Origin of the sequence: Microbacterium sp. MYb64 (assembly GCF_002979495.1) — a bacterium.
Lineage (GTDB): Bacteria > Actinomycetota > Actinomycetes > Actinomycetales > Microbacteriaceae > Microbacterium > Microbacterium azadirachtae_A.
The window spans coordinates 64,042-82,490 of the sequence record NZ_PCOW01000020.1 but is presented as its reverse complement, the minus strand read 5'-3'; the positions used below and the strand labels follow the sequence as shown (position 1 = coordinate 82,490).

The window sequence follows — 18,449 nt, the reverse complement described above, 5'->3', positions numbered from 1 at the left end:
CAGCCCGAAAGCTGGACGAGGAATAAATTGGCATTTGACAAGTGCACGCTGTTGAGTTCTCAAGGATCGGATGCTCCCACAGTCCAGCCTGGCGGCATCACAAGTAGGGCTTGATCTCACTCCCCCTCGCTGCGCCTTGCGGCGAACCTGAGGTGGGAGTTCCCAATCATAGTCGAAGATCTTCCGCGAGGGAAGTTCTTCGTCGAGATCGGGATTCGTTCGCCGCTTGGGGAGTCAGACCTTCCGGCCTTTCGCTCTACCGCTTGGGGCGAACAAGTAATAAGTTACGCGGATCCCGGGGTTCCGGCAAATCGTGGTCGCAACCCGGGCGTGTCGTGCACCCCGATCGCCCGCGCTCACCCGAACGAAACACCTGATGAACGGCGAAACCCCCCTCCAGGCGATGGCCTGGAGGGGGGTTTCGACGGACGAAAGGTCTATCGATGCCGGGGACTTCGGTCACATCCCGAGGGCGTGAGCCGCCGACTGCGCACGGGCGACGAGCTCGGTGCGCTGCTCGGCGACGCGCACCGGCGCCGTTCCCCCGACGCCGTCGCGGCTCGCAACGGATCCTTCGATCGTGAGCACCTCGCGCACGGCCGGGGTCAGGTGCGGCGAGACCTCGGCGAGGAGCGCGTCGTCCGCATCCTCGAGGCCGATGCCCCGCTGCTCGCACGCACGCACCAGGGAGCCGGAGATCTCATGGGCATCCCGGAACGGCACGCGGTTCTTCACCAGCCACTCGGCGACATCGGTCGCGAGCGAGAAGCCCTGGGGAGCGAGCTCCGCCATGCGCGCGGTGTCGAATCGCAGCGTCGCGACCATCCCGGTGAACGCCGGCAGCACGACCTCGAGGGTGCGGACCGAGTCGAACACGGGTTCCTTGTCCTCCTGCAGATCGCGGTTGTACGCGAGGGGCAGGCCCTTGAGCGTCGCCATCAGGCCGGACAGGTTGCCGATGAGCCGCCCTGACTTGCCGCGCGCGAGCTCGGCGATGTCCGGGTTCTTCTTCTGCGGCATGATGCTGGATCCGGTCGAGTAGCCGTCGTCGAGGGTGACGAAGCCGAACTCGCGGGTGTTCCAGAGGATGATCTCCTCGGAGATGCGGGACAGGTTGATGCCGATCATCGCCATGATGAACGCGAACTCCGCGACCACGTCGCGCGAGGCGGTGCCGTCCAGCGAGTTCTCCGCGGGGCGGTCCAGACCGAGTTCACGGGCGACCAGCGCAGGGTCGAGCCCCAGAGTGGATCCGGCCAGCGCTCCCCCGCCGTACGGCGAGACGCCGGCACGCGCGCGCCAGTCGACGAGCCGCTCGAGATCGCGCACCAGCGGCCAGGCGTGCGCCTGCAGGTGGTGCGCGAGCAGCACGGGCTGCGCGTGCTGGAGATGCGTGCGCCCCGGCAGGATCGCGCTGTCGTGCGCCTGCGCCTGCGCGACGAGGGCGTCGACGAGGCCGAGCACCTCGCGTGCGATGACCCGCGCGTGGTCGATCAGGTACATGCGCACGAGCGTCGCGATCTGGTCGTTGCGGCTGCGCCCGGCGCGCAGGCGCCCGCCCAGATCCGCGCCGACCTCGGCGATGAGCGCCGCCTCGAGCGCGCCGTGCACGTCCTCATCGGCAGGCTGCGGGAGCAGCGTGCCATCGGCGATCCGCGCGGCGAGTGCGTCGAGGCCCGCGTGCATCCGCGCGGCCTCATCCGCCTCCAGGTAGCCCGCCGCCTCCAGCGCGGTGGCGTGCGCGTGCGAACCCGCGATGTCGTAGGGGGCGAGGATCCAGTCGAACTGGGTCGACCGGCTCAGCTCGGCGAGCTCCGGGCTGGGTCCCCCGGCGAACCGGCCGCCCCAGAGGGCGCCCTGGTTCGTGCCGTGCGCGGCGGTCACGGCTGGTCCTGCTTCCCGATGAGCCAGACGAGCAGGGCCTTCTGGGCGTGGAGGCGGTTCTCCGCCTCGTCCCAGACGACGCTCTGCGGGCCGTCGATGACCTCGGAGTCGACCTCGTAGCCGCGGTCGGCGGGCAGGCAGTGGATGAAGATCGCCTCAGGATCGGCGAGCGCCATGGTCGCGCTCGTCACCTTGTAGGCGCCGAGGTCGCGAAGGCGCTGTGCCTTCTCCTCCTCCTTGCCCATCGACACCCAGGTGTCGGTGACGATCACGTCGGCGCCTGCCGCGGCCTCATCCGGATCCGCGACCAGGGTCAGGGATCCGCCGGTCTCCGCCGCACGGCGGTGGGCGTCGGCCACGACATCGGCACGAGGTGCATAGGCCTCGGGAGAGGCGACCCGCACGTGCATCCCCGCGGTGACGCCCGCGAGCACGTACGAGTGCGCCATGTTGCTGCGCCCGTCGCCGAAGAACGAGAGCGTGAGGCCCTTCAGGTCGCCCTTGTGCTCGCGGATCGTGAGCAGGTCGGCGAGCAGCTGGCAGGGGTGGAAGTCGTCGGACAGGGCGTTGATCACCGGCACCCTGGTGCCGGCGGCCATCTCCTCGAGGCCCGCCTGCGCGTAGGTGCGCCACACGATCGCGGCCACCTGGCGCTCGAGCACCCTGGCCGTGTCGGCCGGGGTCTCCTTGCCGCCGAGCTGGCTGTTCGCCGTCGAGATGATCAGCGGGGATCCGCCGAGATCCGCGATGCCCACCGCGAACGAGACGCGGGTGCGGGTCGAGGACTTGTCGAAGATCACCGCGACGGTCTGCGGACCGGCGAGCGTCTTGTCCGCCCAGCGGTCCTTCTTCAGCTCGAGCGCGAGATCGAGGATCTCGGTCTGCTCGGCCGTGGTGAGGTCGTCGTCGCGCAGCAGGTGGCGGGTCATACTGATGTCTCCGTGAGTGCGGTGGCCGCGACCTCTGCGAGGGCGGCCGTGAACAGTTCGGTGAACTCGGCGATCTCGGCGTCGCCGATCGTGAGCGCGGGAGCGATCCGCACCGAGGACGGGTTGGCGGCGTTGACGACGAGCCCGAGGCGCTGCGCCGCGGCGACGACGTCCCCGGCGACGGGGGCGGCCAGCGCCACGCCGATGAGCAGACCGCGACCGCGCACGCCGGTGACGAGCGGGGATCCGATCCCCTCGACCGCTTCGCGCACCTGCACGCCGCGATCCCGTGCGTTCTGCACGAGGCCGGAGTTCTCGATCTCCTCCAGCACCGCGTTGCTCACGGCGGTGGCGAGCGGGTTGCCGCCGAAGGTGGAGCCGTGCGAGCCGGGCTGCAGGAGTGCGGCAGCCTCGCCGAACGCGACGAGCGCGCCGATCGGGAAGCCGCCGCCGATGCCCTTCGCCAGGGTGATCGCGTCGGGCACGATCCCCTCGTGCTGGAAGGCGAACCAGTCGCCCGTGCGGCCGGCACCGGTCTGGATCTCGTCCACGATCAGCAGCGCACCGTGCTTCGCGGTGAGCTCGCGCGCTGCGCGGAGGTAGCCCTCCGGCAGCTCGAGCACGCCGGCCTCGCCCTGGATGGGCTCGACGAACAGCGCGGCGACGCGGTCGTCGATCGCCGCCTCGAGCGCCTCGATCGTGGCGGGGATGTGCTCGACGCCCCCGGGAAGCGGCTGGAACGGATCGCGCATCGACGCCTTCGCCGTGAGCGCGAGCGCACCGATCGTGCGGCCGTGGAAGGCGTTGTCGAGCGACAGGATCCGCGGGCGCTCGGTGCCGCCGTGCAGGCGGGCGAGTTTGAACGCGGCCTCGTTCGCCTCGGTTCCGGAGTTGCCGAAGAACACGCGGCCCTCGTCCCCGGTGCCGGCGAGGCGCTTCAGCCGCGCCGCGAGCTCGAGCTGCGGAGGCGTTGCGAAGTAGTTCGACACGTGCGCGAGCGTGCCCGCCTGACGGGACACGGCCTCGACGAAGACGGGGTGGGCGTGCCCGAGCGCGGTGACCGCGATCCCCGCGAGGAAGTCGAGGTAGCGTCGCCCCTCGCCATCCCAGAGGTGCGATCCCTCACCGCGGACGAGCAGTTCGAACCGCGGCCCCGCATTCAAGATCAGGTCGCGATCCGCGCTCTGCTGCCATGTTCCCTCGGCCGGCGACGTCATCCCGCCACCACCTCCGTTCCGATTCCCTTGCTGGTGAACAGTTCGACGAGCACCGAATGCGGCACCCGTCCGTCGATGATGGCCGCCGCGTGCACGCCAGACTCCACGGCCTCCAGGCACGCGGTCATCTTCGGGATCATCCCCGATTCGAGCGACGGGAGGAGCTTCTTCAGCTCTCCCGTGGTGAGGTGCGAGACCAGGGAGTCGCGGTTCGGCCAGTCCGCGTACAGGCCCGCGACGTCCGTGAGGATCACGAGTTTGACCGCTCCGAGCGCGGTGGCCAGCGCCGAGGCGGCTGCGTCCGCGTTCACGTTGAGCGACTGACCGGGGTGGTCGAGGTCCGGCGCGATGCTGGAGACGACGGGGATCCGGCCGGCGGCCAGATGGTCGAGAACGGGAGTCGGATCCACCTGCACGACATCGCCGACGCGGCCCAGATCCACCTCCTCGCCGTTCACGACCACACCTCGACGGCGTCCGCCGAAGAGCCCGGCATCCTCGCCGCTGAGGCCCGTCGCGATCGGGCCGTGGCTGTTGATCTTCGCGACGAGCTGCGGATTGATGTGCCCCGTGAGCACCATCCGCACGACGCTGATCGCCTCGGTCGACGTGACGCGGTAGCCGCCCTTGAACTCGCTCGGGATCGCCAGGCGGTCCAGCATGTGCGAGATCTGCGGGCCGCCGCCGTGCACGACGACGGGCATCACGCCGACGTAGCGCAGGTACGCGATGTCCTGAGCGAAGGCCTCCTGCAGCTCGTCCGAGATCATGGCGTTGCCGCCGTACTTGACCACGACGATCTGGTCGCGGAACCGCTTCAGCCACGGCAGCGAGTCGATGAGGGTCTGCGCCTTGAGCGCTGCTTCCTCCGGCGCGGTGTCCTGGAGATCGCTCATGAGGCGTAGGCGCTGTTCTCGTGCACGTAGTCATGGGTGAGGTCGTTCGTGCGGATCGTCGCCGCGGCCTCACCGACCTTGAGATCGATCAGCACGTGCGTCGCGCGCGGGGTGAGGTCGACCTCCTCCCGCGGGCGGTCAGGACGGCCGGCGGTGCACACGCGCACGCCGTTCATCCACACGTCGACGTCATAGGGATCGAACGCCGCCCTGGTGGTGCCGATCGCGGCGAGCACGCGCCCCCAGTTCGGGTCGTTGCCGAAGATCGCCGCCTTGAAGAGGTTGTTGCGCGCAACCGAGCGGCCCACCTCGACGGCGTCCCGCTCGTCCGCCGCGTGCACGACCTCGATCGAGATCGCGTGGCTCGCGCCCTCGGCGTCATCCTGCAGCTTGCGGGCCAGCTCGTCCGAGACCTCGGTGAGCGCCGCCGCGAATGCGTCGAGGTCGGGGCGGATCCCGCTCGCGCCGTTGGCGAGCAGCGTGACCTGGTCGTTGGTCGACATGCAGCCGTCGGAGTCGAGCCGGTCGAAGGTCGTGCCGGTCGCGCGCCGCAGAACCGCGTGGGCCTCCGACGCCTCGAGGTCGGCGTCGGTGGTGAGCACCACGAGCATCGTGGCGAGACCAGGGGCGAGCATGCCCGCGCCCTTCGCCATGCCGCCGATGGTCCAGCCGTCGCGGCTGACGACGACGGTCTTCGCGACCGTGTCGGTGGTCATGATCGCCTCGGCCGCGGCCTGGCCGCCGTCGGTGCTCAGCTGCGCGACGCCCACCTCGACGCCCGCGAGCACCCTGCCGCGGAAGACCTCGTCGCCGGTGCCGATGAGACCGGTGGAGCAGACCACCACGTCTCCGGCACTCACGCCCAGCAGCTCGGCGGCGCGCTCCGCCGTGAGGTGGCTGGTCTGGAACCCGAAGGGGCCCGTGAAGCAGTTGGCTCCGCCGGAGTTCAGCACGACCGCCTCGACGACGCCGTCCTTCACCACCTCCTGCGACCAGATGATCGGGTTGGCCTTGGCGCGGTTGCTGGTGAACACCGCGGCGCCGACCTTGCGCGGGCCGCGGTTCACCACCAGCGCCACATCGGGCTTTCCGGTGGACTTGAGACCCGCGGCGACACCGGCCGCCTCGAATCCCTGGGGTGCTGTCACGCTCATGGGGCGACTCCGTTGATGCTGAGCGCCGTGGTCTCGGTGAGGCCGAGCGCGAGGTTCATGGACTGGATGGCGGCGCCCGCTGTGCCCTTGACGAGGTTGTCGACGGCGGTGACGACGACGACGCGGTTCGCGGCGCGGTCGATCGCGAGGCCGATGAGCGCCGTGTTGGCGCCCAGCACGTCGGCGGTGCGCGGGACGGATCCCTCCGGCAGCAGCTGCACGAAGGTCTCGTCGCCGTAGGCGGCCTGCCACGCGTCGCGGATCTGCGCGTCGGTGGCGCCGGGGGCGATGGGGGCGGTCGAGGTCGCGAGGATCCCCCGCGCCATCGGCACGATGACGGGGGTGAACGAGATCCGGATCCCGTCCGGATCCACGGTCCCTGAGCCTGTCGAAGGGCCCGACGCGGCTGCGAGCGCCTGCCGGATCTCGGGGATGTGCCGATGCGTGCCGCCGACCGCGTACGGGTTCGCGGATCCGAGGATCTCGCTGCCCAGCAGGTGCGGCTTGAGGCTCTTGCCGGCGCCGGAGGGGCCGACGGCGAGAACCGTCACGATGTCGGAGGGGTCGATCACGCCTGCCGCGACGCCGGGGGCGAGGCTCAGGCTGACGGTGGAGGCGTTGCAGCCGGGGGCCGCGATCCGGGTGGCGCCGCGGAGGTGCTCGCGCTGCTTCACCGAGCCGCCGGAGCCACCCCCGACCAGGAGCTCAGGGACGCCGTACGCCCACGGCTCGTGGAACGCCCCGCCGTAGAACGAGTCCCACGCGGACTGCGAGGTGAGCCGGTGGTCGGCGCCCGCGTCGATCACGAGCGGGACGTCGCCGAGCGCGTCGGTGTACTGACCCGACTGGCCGTGCGGCAGCGCGAGGAACACGATGTCGTGCCCGGAGAGGACCTCGGGCGTCGTGTCCTGCAGAGTCAGGTGCGCCAGGGAGCGCAGGTGCGGCTGATGCTCGGAGAGCTTCTGTCCGGCGTTCGAGTGCGCCGTGACGGTGCGGATCTCGACGTCGGGATGGCTCGCGAGCAGGCGAAGGATCTCGCCGCCCGCATAACCGGATGCGCCGGAGACGGCGACGGAATACGTCATGCTTCCACCTTAACGGTCGGGCCTGCCGACGACGCCCAAGAAGGCGGCGCGCGGCAACAGTGCGGATGCGGGGCCGGAGGCGGCGACACCGGCACCCCACCGTCGTCGACGCGGGAGCGCAGGGTCGCCTAGAGTCGGCGGTCGCCCGTGCGGCGTCGACGCACCACGGCAGCACCCGTCTGGGTGGTCGTGTGCGGAGCCGGAAGCATGCGGCGACGATATCGCGCCGTGGCGCCCTCGACCAAATCGTCCTTCGTCTCGCGTAGCGGTCCCTGAGCGAGCCGAAGGCGAGACGAAGGGCGCTCAGAGAGCCGCGGCGGCGAAGAACGCGCGCTCGTGCTCGCTCGAGCGCACGAACGCGATCCGCATCCGCTCGCGGGTCTGCACGTCCGCCGCGGCCGCGTGCGCGGTGACGATCCGGATCGCCTCCTCGGTCGCCTCGGCGAAGCGCGGATCCGCGTACTCGTCCAGCCAGGACGCGAACGGGTGCGCAGGGTCGCCTCCCGCCTGCGCGTGCAGCCGCGTGCCGACATCGGCGTAGATCCAGAAGCACGGCAGCAGCGCGGCGATGAGCACCCGGTAGTCGCCGTCGAACGCCGTGCCGCGCAGGTGGTCCAGGTAGGCGACCGTCGCGGGCGCGGCATCTGCGCGGAACGTCTCGTCGCCGACTCCCTCCGGCGACAGCATGCTCGCGTGCAGCTGCAGCTCGCCGATCACGGACTGCTCGGCGGAGTGCGCCCAGAAGGCCTGCTCCGCCGAATCCGGTGCGATGCGCGACGCCTCCGCGAGGGTGCGCGCGTAGTCGCGCAGGTAGAGGGCGTCCTGCGCGAGATACCAGCGGAACGCGGCCTCCGGCAGGCTCCCTTCGGCGAGTCGCTGCAGGAACGGCAGGTCGTCGATCGCACGGCGGATCGGGGCGATCGAGGACCACCACTCCGCGGCGATCGCCTCGCGACCCGGAGCGGCGTCGAGGCCTCCGCGGCGCCACAGCCCGGCGAAGTGGCTGACCGGACCGTGGCCGGATCCGACTTGGAGCCCCGCGCCGGCGACGATCGACTCGCGCAGCCACGAACGCACTTCGGCGACCACGTCGCGCCAGTCGTGATCGGCGGCCCGGCGGGTCGCGAGTCCGGCGGAGAGCGAGCAGCCGGTGCCGTGCGTGCTGGCCGTGCGGATCCGGGATCCGGGATACTCGCGCACCGGCCCGGAGGGACCGACGAGCGCGTCGGGCGCCTCATCGCCGCCGAGATGCCCTCCCTTCACGAGCACCAGGGCCCCGGTCTCGGCCGAGAGCCGCTGCGCCTGGGCGAGGGCGCCGGTCCAGCTCGTGGCCGCGGGCTCGCGGGCGAGCACGGCCAGCTCTGGCAGGTTCGGCGTGAGGAGATCGGCGAGCGGCAGCAGGGCGCGGAGGGCCTGCTCCGCCTCGGAGTCCAGCAGCCGGTCGCCGCTGGTGGCGATCATGACCGGATCCAGGACGACGGTGGGCGGCCGGTGCTCCCGCAGCCAGGAACCGACCTCGGCGATGACCGCGGATCCGGCGAGCATCCCGATCTTCACGGCGTCGATCCGCACGTCGTCGCTGATCGCGTCGAGCTGGGCGCGCAGGAACTCGGCGGGCGGGACGTGCACGCCCCTGACGCCGCGGGTGTTCTGCGCGGTCAGCGCGGTGATCGCGGCCATGCCGTAGCCGCCGTTCGCGGCGATCGCTTTGAGGTCGGCCTGGATCCCGGCCCCGCCTGATGGGTCGCTGCCGGCGATCGACAGCACGCGGGGCACTCCGCCCGCGCCCCAGGCGCGGAGCAGCTTGCGCGCGGCGACGCGCGGATCCGGTGCCGCGCACAGCGCGGAGACCACCGCGACCCCGGCCGCTCCCGCAGCGCGGAGGGCCGCCACGTCGATCCGCTCGATACCGCCGATCGCGACGCACGGCAAGGGGCTCGCGGCGGCGAACGCGGCGAACCCCGCCACGCCGAGGGGCGCGGGGTGGTCGGCCTTGGTGCTCGTGGGGTGGATCACGCCGACGCCGAGGTAGTCCACGGTGCCTGAGGGCAGGGCCCGCACGGCGTCGAGGTGCGCAGAAGTGTTGGCGGTGAGACCCACGATCGCGTCGGGGCCGAGCACCGAGCGCGCCAGGAGCGGCGAGGCATCGGACTGGCCGAGGTGGATCCCGTCCACGCGGGCGCCGCGGCGCCGCGCCTCCACGACCGCGTCGAGACGGTCGTCCACGACGAGCAGCGCCCGCCCCGCGATGGCCTCGGAGAGCTCCATCAGCTGGTCCACGATCGACGCGTCGTCGGCGTCCTTGTCCCGCAGCTGCACGAATCGCACGCCGCCCGCGACCGCCGCGTCGACCACGGCCGCGACACCGCGCGCCCCGCTCAGCACGGGATCCGTGACGAGGTAGAGGGCGAGATCGTCGGCCGTCAGCCTCCGGCGCGGCGCTGCTGGGAACGTGCTCGCGGACCGGGGCGCGGTCGCGAGGCCGGTCGGCGTCATGCCGCGACCCCCGCCGTCGCGGAGTCCCGCGCCTCGACGCGGGCGCGCCCCGGAAGGGCGTCCGGCCGGATCGCGGCGAGGGCGTCGAGCAGGGCGACCGCGAAGGACCCAGGCCCCTCGGACCGCGCCGCGGCGTCCTCGGCGGCGAGCGTGTAGACGAGCGTTGCCGCGGCCGCGGCGACCAGCGGGCTGTCGCCCGTCTTCCGGGCCGCGCCGAGGAACGCGGCCATCACGGCGCCGAGCGCGCAGCCGCCGCCGGTGACCCGGGTGAGCAGGACATCGCCGTTCGCGATGCGGACCTCGCGATCCGCATCGACGAGGAGATCGACCGGGCCGGATACCGCCACCGCTCCCCCGGTGATCCTGGCCAGCTCTCGGGCCGCGCCGGCCGCGGCCTCGGTGCCGTCCAGCGCATCGACGCCGCGCCCGCCCTGGCTGCGGCCGGCGAGCGCGAGAATCTCGGAGGCGTTGCCGCGGATGAGCGTGGGGCGCAGCGCGAGCAGGTCCTGCGCGAGCGCGGTGCGCACCGGCAGTGCGCCGACCGCGACCGGATCCAGCACCCAGGGGGTGCCGGCCGAACGGGCGCCGCCGACGGCTTCGAGGCTCGCGGAGCGCTGCTCGGGCGTCGGTGTTCCGAGGTTCACCAGCAGCCCGGACGAGATCGCGGCGAACATGCCCGCCTCGCCGGTGATGTCCACCATCGCGGGAGCAGCGCCCAGCGCCAGCAGCACGTTGGCGGTGAACCCGGTGACCACCGAGTTCGTGATGCAGTGCACGAGCGGGGGCTCCGCTCGCAGCTCGGTGAGAAGGTCCGCGGCGGCTTCCACCACGGATTCGGACGACATTTCCAGACGCGCGCTCATCGCGACATCCCTTCGCTAGTACGACCTAGATCAGGTTCGACGGGTCTGTTCTCAGCCGCGGATGCGGCACCCCGTGTCACTGCCGGCCAGTCTAGCCAGGAACGGTTCCGGCCCGCCTGCCTCTCGCGCGACGGATGCACGACGAAGGAACGCCTGCACGAGGGATCCGCGGATCCGGTCGTGCAGGCGTTCCCCTGTCGTGCGTTCGTGTCGCGTCTCAGTCGCGGATCTGGGCTCCGAACCGCTCGGCCGCGACGGCGACGCCGGCGAGCTTCGCCTCGGTCGCCTCGGCGGCGGTCAGGGTGCGGTCGTCGGCCCGGAAGCGCAGCGCGAAGCTCAGGCTCTTGGATCCGTCCGCGACGCCCTCGCCGCGGTAGTCGTCGACGAGGCGGACCGACTCCAGGAGCGCGCCCGCGCCCTCGGACAGGGCCGCGCTCACATCGGCGGCGGGGATCCCCGCGGCGATCACGAGGGATACGTCCTGCGTCGCGGCGGGGTAGGTCGACAGCGAGGCCGCGACCACGCGCTCCCCCGCCAGCCCCAGTACGCCGTCCAGGTCGAGCTCGAGCACCACCGCGCGTCCCGGCAGGTCGGCGTCGGCCGAGACCCGCGGGTGCAGCTCGCCCACGTAGCCGACCTCGGTCGTGGAGCCCGTCGATGCGTCGCGCACCTGCAGCACGCCGGTTCGTCCGGGGTGCAGAGCAGCGCGGCCCCCCTGCACGACGTCGATCTCGACGCCGGCGGCATCCGCGATCACGCGCACGGCGTCGAGCGCCTCGCTGAGACCGTACTCCTCGGCCGCGCGTCCCGGCTGACGCGGGGTCACGTGCCCGGTGAACAGCGCGGCGACGAAGCGGGCCTGCGGCGGGATCGAGGCGTCCAGGGCCGCGAGCGTCTCGTCCGAGGGCTTGACGCCGAGCGGCGGCACCTCGTCGGTGCCGTAGACGACGCCCGGCTCGGGCAGGAACACGACGCCGGTCTCGAAGATCGCGAGATCCACGAGCCCTCGCGCGATGTTGCGGTGCGCGATCTGCAGCAGGCCGGGGAGCAGCGAACGGCGCAGGAACGGCGCCTGCCCGTCGAGCGGGTTCGCCAGGCGCACACCGGGGATGCGCTCCCCCGTGGCGGAGCCGTGCAGGTCGTTCTGCTCCTGCGTGGTGAACGGGAACGCCGGGGTCTCCACGAGCCCCGCGGCGGCCAGCGCGTTCGCGACGCGGCGCCGGCCCTGCTGCAGGTCGGTGAGTCCGCGGCCGGACGGCGGCGTCGGCAGCACGGACGGGATCCGGTCCAGTCCGTGGATGCGCGCGACCTCCTCGGCCAGCGACCACTTGTCGGTGAGGTCGGGACGCCAGCTCGGCGGGATCACGTTCCAGCCGGTCCCTGACGCTTCGACGAGCTCAGCGGTCGAAGGGTCGACGGCCGTCACCTCGGCGCCGATCGTCTCGAGTGCGCCGGTCACCTCGTCGTCGGTGTAGTCGACGCCGATCAGGCCCTGCACGAAGCCGGCCGGAAGGTCGATGCCCTCGATGAAGACCTCGGCGAAGAGCGCGCCGCCCTCCTCGGTCAGTGTTCCGCCGGCGAGCTCGACCATCAGGTCGGCGACGCGACGCGCGGCCGCGAACGGGATGAGCGGATCCACTCCGCGCTCGAAGCGCTTGGACGCCTCGCTGGGCAGCTTGTGCCGGCGCGCGGAGCGCGCGATCGTGATCGGGTCGAACGTCGCCGCCTCGATCAGCACGTTGCGCGTGGTCTCGCTCATCTCGGTCGTGCCGCCGCCCATGACGCCGGCGAGGCCGATCGGACCCGATCCGTCGGTGATGAGCAGGTCCTCGGCGTGGAGGGTCCGCTCCTGGCCGTCGAGCGTGACCATCTTCTCGCCCTGCGCAGCACGGCGGACCACGATGTTGCCGTCGAGCTTGTCCAGGTCGTAGCCGTGCACCGGGTTGCCGAGCTCGAGCATCACGTAGTTCGTGATGTCGATCAGCACCCCGAGCGAACGCATGCCCGCGAGCGTGAGGCGCGCGACCATCCACGGCGGGGTCGGACGGGACGGATCCACGCCGCGCACCACGCGGGTGACGAACTCGCTCGCGCCGGCGGCGCCGCGGATGGGAGCCGCGTCCTCGACCACGGCGGTGCGGCCGTTGCCGGGCTGCAGCTCGGCGAAGTCACGGTTGGCGGGGTCACGGAAGGCCGCCCCCGTCGCGTGCGCGTACTCGCGGGCGATGCCGCGCAGCGAGAAGGCGTAGCCGCGGTCGGGTGTGACGTTCACGTCGACCGCGACGTCGTCCAGGCCGAGCAGCGCGATCGCGTCGGTGCCGACGGGCGCGTCGATGCCGAGCTCGGAGAGGATCAGGATCCCGTTGTGCTCGTCGCCGAGCCCCAGCTCGCGGGCCGAGGCGATCATGCCGTCCGAGACGTGTCCGTAAGTCTTGCGCGCGGCGATCGGGAACGGGCCGGGCAGCACGGCGCCGGGCAGGGTCACGACGACCTTGTCCCCGACGGCGAAGTTGCTCGCGCCGCAGACGATGCCACGGACGCCGCCGTTCGCCTCGGCGACGTCGACCTGGCACCAGCGGATGGTCTTGCCGTTGGACTGGGGCTCGTCCTCGAAGGAGAGGACCTGTCCGACGACGACCGGGCCGGAGATGTCGAAGCCGTGCAGCTCCTCCTCCTCGAAGCCCACGGAGACGAGCGCCGCGAAGACGTCGTCCGGCGTGGCCGTCTCGGCCACATCCACGTACTCACGCAACCACGAAAGCGGGACGCGCATCACACCACCATCCCGAACTGCTCGCTGAAACGGACATCGCCCTCGGCCATGTCGCGCATGTCCTGCACATCGCTGCGGAACATGAGCGCACGCTCCACGCCCATGCCGAACGCGAAGCCGCTGTACACGTCGGGGTCGATCCCCGCCGCGCGCAGCACGTTCGGGTTGACCATGCCGCAGCCGCCCCACTCGATCCAGCGCGCGCCGCCCTTGAAGGTCGGGTGCCACAGGTCGAGCTCGGCGGAGGGCTCCGTGAAGGGGAAGAAGTTGGTGCGGAAGCGGGTCTTCGCCTCCGGGCCGAAGAGCTGGCGCGCGACGTGGTCGAGCGTGCCCTTCAGGTGCGCCATCGAGATGCCCTTGTCGACGACGAGGCCCTCGAACTGGGTGAACACCGGCAGGTGCGTGGCGTCGAACTCATCGGTGCGGTAGACCCGCCCGGGGCAGAGCACATAGATCGGCACCTCGCGGTCGAGCATCGAGCGCACCTGCACCGGGCTGGTGTGCGTGCGCATCACGAGGTGGCGGGAGGACGGGTCCACGTAGAACGTGTCCTGCTCCTGGCGCGCGGGGTGGTCGACGTCGAAGTTCAGGGCGTCGAAGTTGAACCACTCGTGCTCGAGCTCCGGGCCTTCGGCGATCTCCCAGCCCATCCCGACGAACACGTCGCTGATCTGCTCCTGCAGCAGGGTGAGCGGGTGCCGGGCGCCCACGCGGGTGCGCGAGGCGACCGCGGTGATGTCGACGCGCTCGGCCTCGAGCCGCGCGGCGGTCTCGGCCTCGGCCAGCTCCGCCTCCTTCGCGGCCAGCGCCTGCGTGACGCGCCCGCGGCCCTGGCCGATGAGCTTGCCGAACGCGGCCTTGTGCTCGGGCGCGACCTGGCGCATGGACGCGTTGAGGGTCGCGAGCGGCGAACCCTCTGCGACGTGCGCCGCACGCGCGGCCTTGAGCTGGGCCGTGTCGGCCGCGGATCCGATCGCGGCGAGCGCGGCTTCGACGGCCGTCTCCACCGCCTCGGGCGTGATCTCAGATGTGGTCTGTGCGTTGTCGGACACGAGAACCGAGTCTACCGGCGTGCCGGAGCCCGCCCCGCTCTCAGCCGATCGCTCAGAGGGGTCCGAACACCGGGGTGCGTCCGTCCGGTGTCCACGACAGCCGCTCCTGCTCCAGGGTCGCCGCGAGGCGAGGGTCCTCGTGCGCCTGCCGCCGCAGGATCGGCCGGCTCCGGCCGAGGGTCGCGGACGGGACGACGAGGACAGAGGCGAGGAGGAGCACCATGCCGAGATCGACGAAGACCATCGAGAGGACGCGTCCCGACGTCAGCGCACCGATCACCAGGAACACGTTGACCAGGAGCAGGATCCCTCCCGCCGTCCACAGACCACTCCGCAGATTCCCCGGGCCCCGGACCGACAGTGACGTCCCCGGTCGCGGCACCCAGCGGCGCACCCGGTTCAGGAACAGCGCGCTGACCACTGCGAGCCACTGCTCCAGCGTCCGACTCGTAGCGGGCGGGTACGCGGAGACGGGTTCGACGTGCACCATGATCGCGAGGCTACAGGGCACCTCGGCCCGCCACGCGAGGTACCGGCGCGCTCAGCCCCTCGCTGAGCGCGCCGGAGTCAGGACTGCCCGCCGCCCGAGTCGAGCCGGCCGGCGCGGCCCTGCAGGGCGATGACCTCGGTCAGAGTCGACTCGTCGTCCGCAGCCGAGTTGCCGGCGTTGTGGTGCACCTTCGGCGAGCGCCGGGTGCGCACCTCGAGCCATTTCGCGATCCCGGAGAGGATCAGGCACATGGAGATGTAGATGACCGCGACGATGAGGCCCGCCTGCAGGAGCGGCCTGCCCGGCTGTCCGCTGAGGTACTTGGCGTAGTAGATGAGCTCGGGGTAGGTGATGATGAAGCCGAGCGCGGTGTCCTTCAGAGTCACCACGAGCTGGGACACGATGATCGGCAGCATGGCGCGCAGCGCCTGCGGCAGCAGGATGAACGCCATCACGCCGGACTTGCGGAGCCCGATCGCGTAGCCGGCCTCCTTCTGACCCTTCGGCAGCGCCTCGATGCCGGCGCGCAGCGCCTCTGCGAGCACGGATCCGTTGTAGAGCACGAGTCCGATCACGACCGCGGCGTACGGCGTCATCCGGAAGGTGCTGCCCGGGATGGAGTTGATGCCGTAGTAGAAGATCATCATCATGACCAGCACCGGCACAGCACGGAGCAGCTCGATCACGACCGTGACGGGGATCCGCACCCAGGCGTGCTCCGAGACGCGGCCGATCGCGAGCACGAAGCCGAGGATGAGGCTGCCGACCGCGGCGGCGAGGAATGCGCTGACGGTCGCCCACAGCGCCTGAGCCATGCCCTGCCACACGAGCGTGTAGGTGAACAGGTTCCAGCGCGCGGCGTCGAACTGCCCGGTCACGGCGAAGCGGTAGACGACGAAGCCGATCGCCGCGAGGACGACGAGCACGGTGACGGCGCCGAGGATGCGATTGCGGACCACGGCCCTGGGGCCGGGGACGTCGTAGAGAACGGATGCGCCGCTCATCGGACGATCCTCCACTTCTTCTCGAAGTGCCGTTGCACGAGGCTCAGCAGGAACACCAGGATGATGAAGATGACGGCGACCCAGAGCAGGATCTCCATGACCGTGCCTGGTCGGTTGTAGGAGTCGGCGACTTCGGCACGGAGCGCGGCGAGCTCGACGATCGAGAAGCCGGCGGCGATCGTGGTGTTCTTCAGCAGGGCGATGAAGACGCTCATCATGGGCGGCACGACCGAGCGGAACGCCTGCGGCATGATGACCAGGGTCATGACCTGTCCGAAGGACAGCCCGATCGCGCGGGCGGCCTCGGCCTGTCCCACCGGCACCGTGTTGATGCCGGCGCGCAGCACCTCGGCGACGTAGGTGGCGGTGTAGATCCCGAGCGCGAGGATCGCGAGCCACATGTAGGGGATGTCCGGCAGGTCGAGCTTCGGATACCCGAACACGAAGAAGAAGAACACCAGCGTGAGCGGGGTGTTGCGGATCAGGTTCACGTACACCGTGCCCACGCCGCGCGCGATCGGCACCGGCGAGACCCGCATGGCGCCGACGATGGTGCCGAGCACGAGCGCCAGCACACCGCCGCCGAGGAACAGCAGGACCGTGTTCAGGGTCGCCTGGCCCCACAGATCGAGGTTGCCCAGGAGTGCGTCCACGCATCTCTCCTTCGAGTTCGAGGACTTCAGAGGTCAGAAAGGGAGGAGACGGCCGGTGGGACCGAGCCCGCCGGCCGTCTCGGGGTCACTTCTCGACAGCGGGCTGAGTGACCTTCATGCCACTCGCGCCCAGGTTCTGCTCGAAGATCGCCTTCCAGGTGTCCCCGCCATCGGTGAACATCGTGTTCACGAAGGTCTGGAACGCGGTGTCGCCCTTGGCCAGGCCCACGCCGTACTTCTCGGTCGTGAACGGCTCGCCGACGACCTTGAGCTCCTCCGGGTCCTGCGCGGCGTAGCCGATCAGGATCGCCTGGTCGGTGGTGACCGCGTCGACCTGCTTGTTGATGAGCTGCTCGACGCACGCCGAGTACACGTCGAGTCCGACGGTCTTGGTGTCGGGGAAGTTCTGCTGGATGTTCTGCAGCGGCGTGGATCCGGTAGCGGAGCAGACGGTCTTGCCCGCCAGGTCCTTCTCGCTCTTGATCGTGTCCTCGCTCTTGCGGACCAGCAGACCCTGGCCGGTGACGAAGTACGGGCCGGCGAAGTCGATGACGGCCTTGCGCTTGTCGGTGATCGAGTAGGTGCCGACGTAGTAGTCCACGTCGCCGTTCACGATCGCCTGCTCACGGTTGGCCGACGGGATCGCCTTGAACTCGATCTTGTCCTCGCTGTAGCCGAGCGAGGCGGCGATCCAGCGGGCGATGTCGATGTCGAATCCGGTGCGCTCGCCGCTGGTGGCGTCCTTGTAGCCGAGACCGGGCTGGTCCTCCTTGACGCCGATCGTGATCTTGCCGTTCTTGGTGATCCGGTCGAACGTGGGGCTGCCGTCGATCTTGACGTCCTTGGCGACCTCGAACAGCGGCTTGTCGCTGGTCGGGGTCGTGCCCTCGGTCGCGCCAGGGCTGGTGGGGCTGCCACTGTTGCAGCCCGTGAGGGCGATCAGGGCGACGGCCGCGATGCCGATGCCGGTGAGGATCCGTGACTTTCGCATGTGCTTCTCCTTCGGTGCAGGTGCTGTGGTGCGGGGATCAGATCAGTGGGTGAGGAGCTTGGACAGGAAGTCCTTCGCCCGGTCGGACTGCGGGTTCGTGAAGAACTGGTCGGGCTCTGCCTCCTCGAGGATCCGGCCGTCCGCCATGAACACGACGCGGTTCGCCGCCTTGCGGGCGAAGCCCATCTCGTGCGTGACGACGATCATCGTCATCCCGCTCGCGGCCAGCTCGATCATGACGTCGAGGACCTCGGTGATCATCTCCGGGTCCAGGGCGCTCGTGGGCTCGTCGAAGAGCATGACCTTGGGGTGCATCGCGAGTGCTCGCGCGATCGCGACGCGCTGCTGCTGGCCGCCGCTGAGCTGCGCGGGGAGCTTCGAGGCCTGGGCGGCGACGCCGACCCGCTCGAGCAGTTGCATCGCCTCGTTCTCGGCGTCCGCCTTCTTGAGCCCGCGCACCTTGATCGGCCCGAGCGTCACGTTCTCCAGGATCGTCAGGTGGGCGAACAGGTTGAACGACTGGAACACCATGCCGACATCGGCGCGCAGCTGGGCCAGTCCCTTGCCCTCCGCGGGCAGTTCCTTGCCGTCGATCGTGATCGAGCCGCTGGTGATCGTCTCCAGCCGGTTGATCGTGCGGCAGAGCGTGGACTTGCCGGATCCGGACGGGCCGATGATCACGACCACCTCGCCCTTGTGCACGGTGAGGTCGATGTCGGTCAGAGCCTGGAACTCGCCGTAGTGCTTCTGCACGTTCTGCACGACGACGAGAGGGGCACCGAGCGAGGACGCACGATCGGGACGCTCGGCAGCAGGGGTGACGTCGGTCATGGCTGACTCTCCATCGAATCGAATGGCCGGATGTTTCGGGCAGTGCCGGAACCGCAGGGTTCCGACCGGATGAGGCTATTGACCGCGCCGGATCCCGTGGGGTTCCTTGAGCCTTTCTTGAGGCGGGTGCA

15 protein-coding genes and 1 riboswitch are annotated in these 18,449 nt (G+C 70.7%); all 15 genes read right to left on the bottom strand.

Annotated elements, in window-relative coordinates:
* Positions 1 to 459 precede the first annotated feature (459 nt).
* Entirely contained in the window at positions 460 to 1,884 is a 1,425-nt protein-coding gene (argH, locus tag CQ044_RS15725; protein WP_105689323.1) for an argininosuccinate lyase, read from the bottom strand.
* Positions 1,881 to 2,813 carry an ornithine carbamoyltransferase gene (argF, locus tag CQ044_RS15720; protein WP_045272324.1) on the bottom strand — a complete coding sequence of 311 codons (933 nt, stop codon included), beginning with the start codon at positions 2,811 to 2,813 and terminating at the stop codon, positions 1,881 to 1,883. The genes argH and argF overlap by 4 nt, the downstream gene beginning before the upstream one ends.
* The gene (locus CQ044_RS15715; protein WP_105689322.1) at positions 2,810 to 4,030 is read right to left on the bottom strand and encodes an acetylornithine transaminase; all 1,221 of its coding nucleotides are present in this window, start codon (positions 4,028 to 4,030) and stop codon (positions 2,810 to 2,812) included. Before CQ044_RS15715 ends, argF begins: the two co-directional genes overlap by 4 nt.
* Positions 4,027 to 4,926 carry an acetylglutamate kinase gene (argB, locus tag CQ044_RS15710; protein ID WP_045272322.1) on the bottom strand — a complete coding sequence of 300 codons (900 nt, stop codon included), beginning with the start codon at positions 4,924 to 4,926 and terminating at the stop codon, positions 4,027 to 4,029. The genes CQ044_RS15715 and argB overlap by 4 nt, the downstream gene beginning before the upstream one ends.
* The gene (argJ, locus tag CQ044_RS15705) at positions 4,923 to 6,080 is read right to left on the bottom strand and encodes a bifunctional glutamate N-acetyltransferase/amino-acid acetyltransferase ArgJ (protein WP_105689321.1); all 1,158 of its coding nucleotides are present in this window, start codon (positions 6,078 to 6,080) and stop codon (positions 4,923 to 4,925) included. Before argJ ends, argB begins: the two co-directional genes overlap by 4 nt.
* Positions 6,077 to 7,165 (bottom strand): N-acetyl-gamma-glutamyl-phosphate reductase, encoded by a 1,089-nt coding sequence (gene argC, locus CQ044_RS15700; protein ID WP_105689320.1) that lies wholly within the window; start codon positions 7,163 to 7,165, stop codon positions 6,077 to 6,079. The genes argJ and argC overlap by 4 nt, the downstream gene beginning before the upstream one ends.
* A gap of 303 nt (positions 7,166 to 7,468) precedes the next feature.
* Positions 7,469 to 9,661: a bifunctional hydroxymethylpyrimidine kinase/phosphomethylpyrimidine kinase gene (locus CQ044_RS15695; protein ID WP_105689319.1), complete on the bottom strand. Its 2,193-nt coding sequence runs from the start codon at positions 9,659 to 9,661 to the stop codon at positions 7,469 to 7,471.
* Entirely contained in the window at positions 9,658 to 10,524 is an 867-nt protein-coding gene (gene thiM, locus CQ044_RS15690; protein WP_105689332.1) for a hydroxyethylthiazole kinase, read from the bottom strand. The genes CQ044_RS15695 and thiM overlap by 4 nt, the downstream gene beginning before the upstream one ends.
* Positions 10,515 to 10,608: riboswitch (TPP riboswitch) on the bottom strand. It overlaps the preceding gene by 10 nt.
* Before the next feature lie 133 nt (positions 10,609 to 10,741).
* Positions 10,742 to 13,297 carry a phenylalanine--tRNA ligase subunit beta gene (pheT, locus tag CQ044_RS15685; RefSeq protein ID WP_105689331.1) on the bottom strand — a complete coding sequence of 852 codons (2,556 nt, stop codon included), beginning with the start codon at positions 13,295 to 13,297 and terminating at the stop codon, positions 10,742 to 10,744.
* On the bottom strand, positions 13,297 to 14,349 hold the full coding sequence (gene pheS, locus CQ044_RS15680) for a phenylalanine--tRNA ligase subunit alpha (protein WP_105689318.1): 1,053 nt from the start codon (positions 14,347 to 14,349) through the stop codon (positions 13,297 to 13,299). The genes pheT and pheS overlap by 1 nt, the downstream gene beginning before the upstream one ends.
* Before the next feature lie 52 nt (positions 14,350 to 14,401).
* On the bottom strand, positions 14,402 to 14,839 hold the full coding sequence (locus CQ044_RS19640; RefSeq protein ID WP_181158340.1) for a hypothetical protein: 438 nt from the start codon (positions 14,837 to 14,839) through the stop codon (positions 14,402 to 14,404).
* A gap of 77 nt (positions 14,840 to 14,916) precedes the next feature.
* On the bottom strand, positions 14,917 to 15,843 hold the full coding sequence (locus CQ044_RS15670; protein WP_105689316.1) for an amino acid ABC transporter permease: 927 nt from the start codon (positions 15,841 to 15,843) through the stop codon (positions 14,917 to 14,919).
* Positions 15,840 to 16,496: an amino acid ABC transporter permease gene (locus CQ044_RS15665; protein WP_105689315.1), complete on the bottom strand. Its 657-nt coding sequence runs from the start codon at positions 16,494 to 16,496 to the stop codon at positions 15,840 to 15,842. Before CQ044_RS15665 ends, CQ044_RS15670 begins: the two co-directional genes overlap by 4 nt.
* 85 nt (positions 16,497 to 16,581) lie before the next feature.
* Complete coding sequence (locus tag CQ044_RS15660; RefSeq protein WP_105689314.1) at positions 16,582 to 17,487, bottom strand: glutamate ABC transporter substrate-binding protein; 906 nt, start codon at positions 17,485 to 17,487, stop codon at positions 16,582 to 16,584.
* A 42-nt stretch (positions 17,488 to 17,529) separates the two neighbouring features.
* Positions 17,530 to 18,318, bottom strand: a complete 789-nt coding sequence (locus CQ044_RS15655; protein ID WP_105689313.1) for an amino acid ABC transporter ATP-binding protein — start codon at positions 18,316 to 18,318, stop codon at positions 17,530 to 17,532.
* Between the last annotated feature and the right edge of the window lie 131 nt (positions 18,319 to 18,449).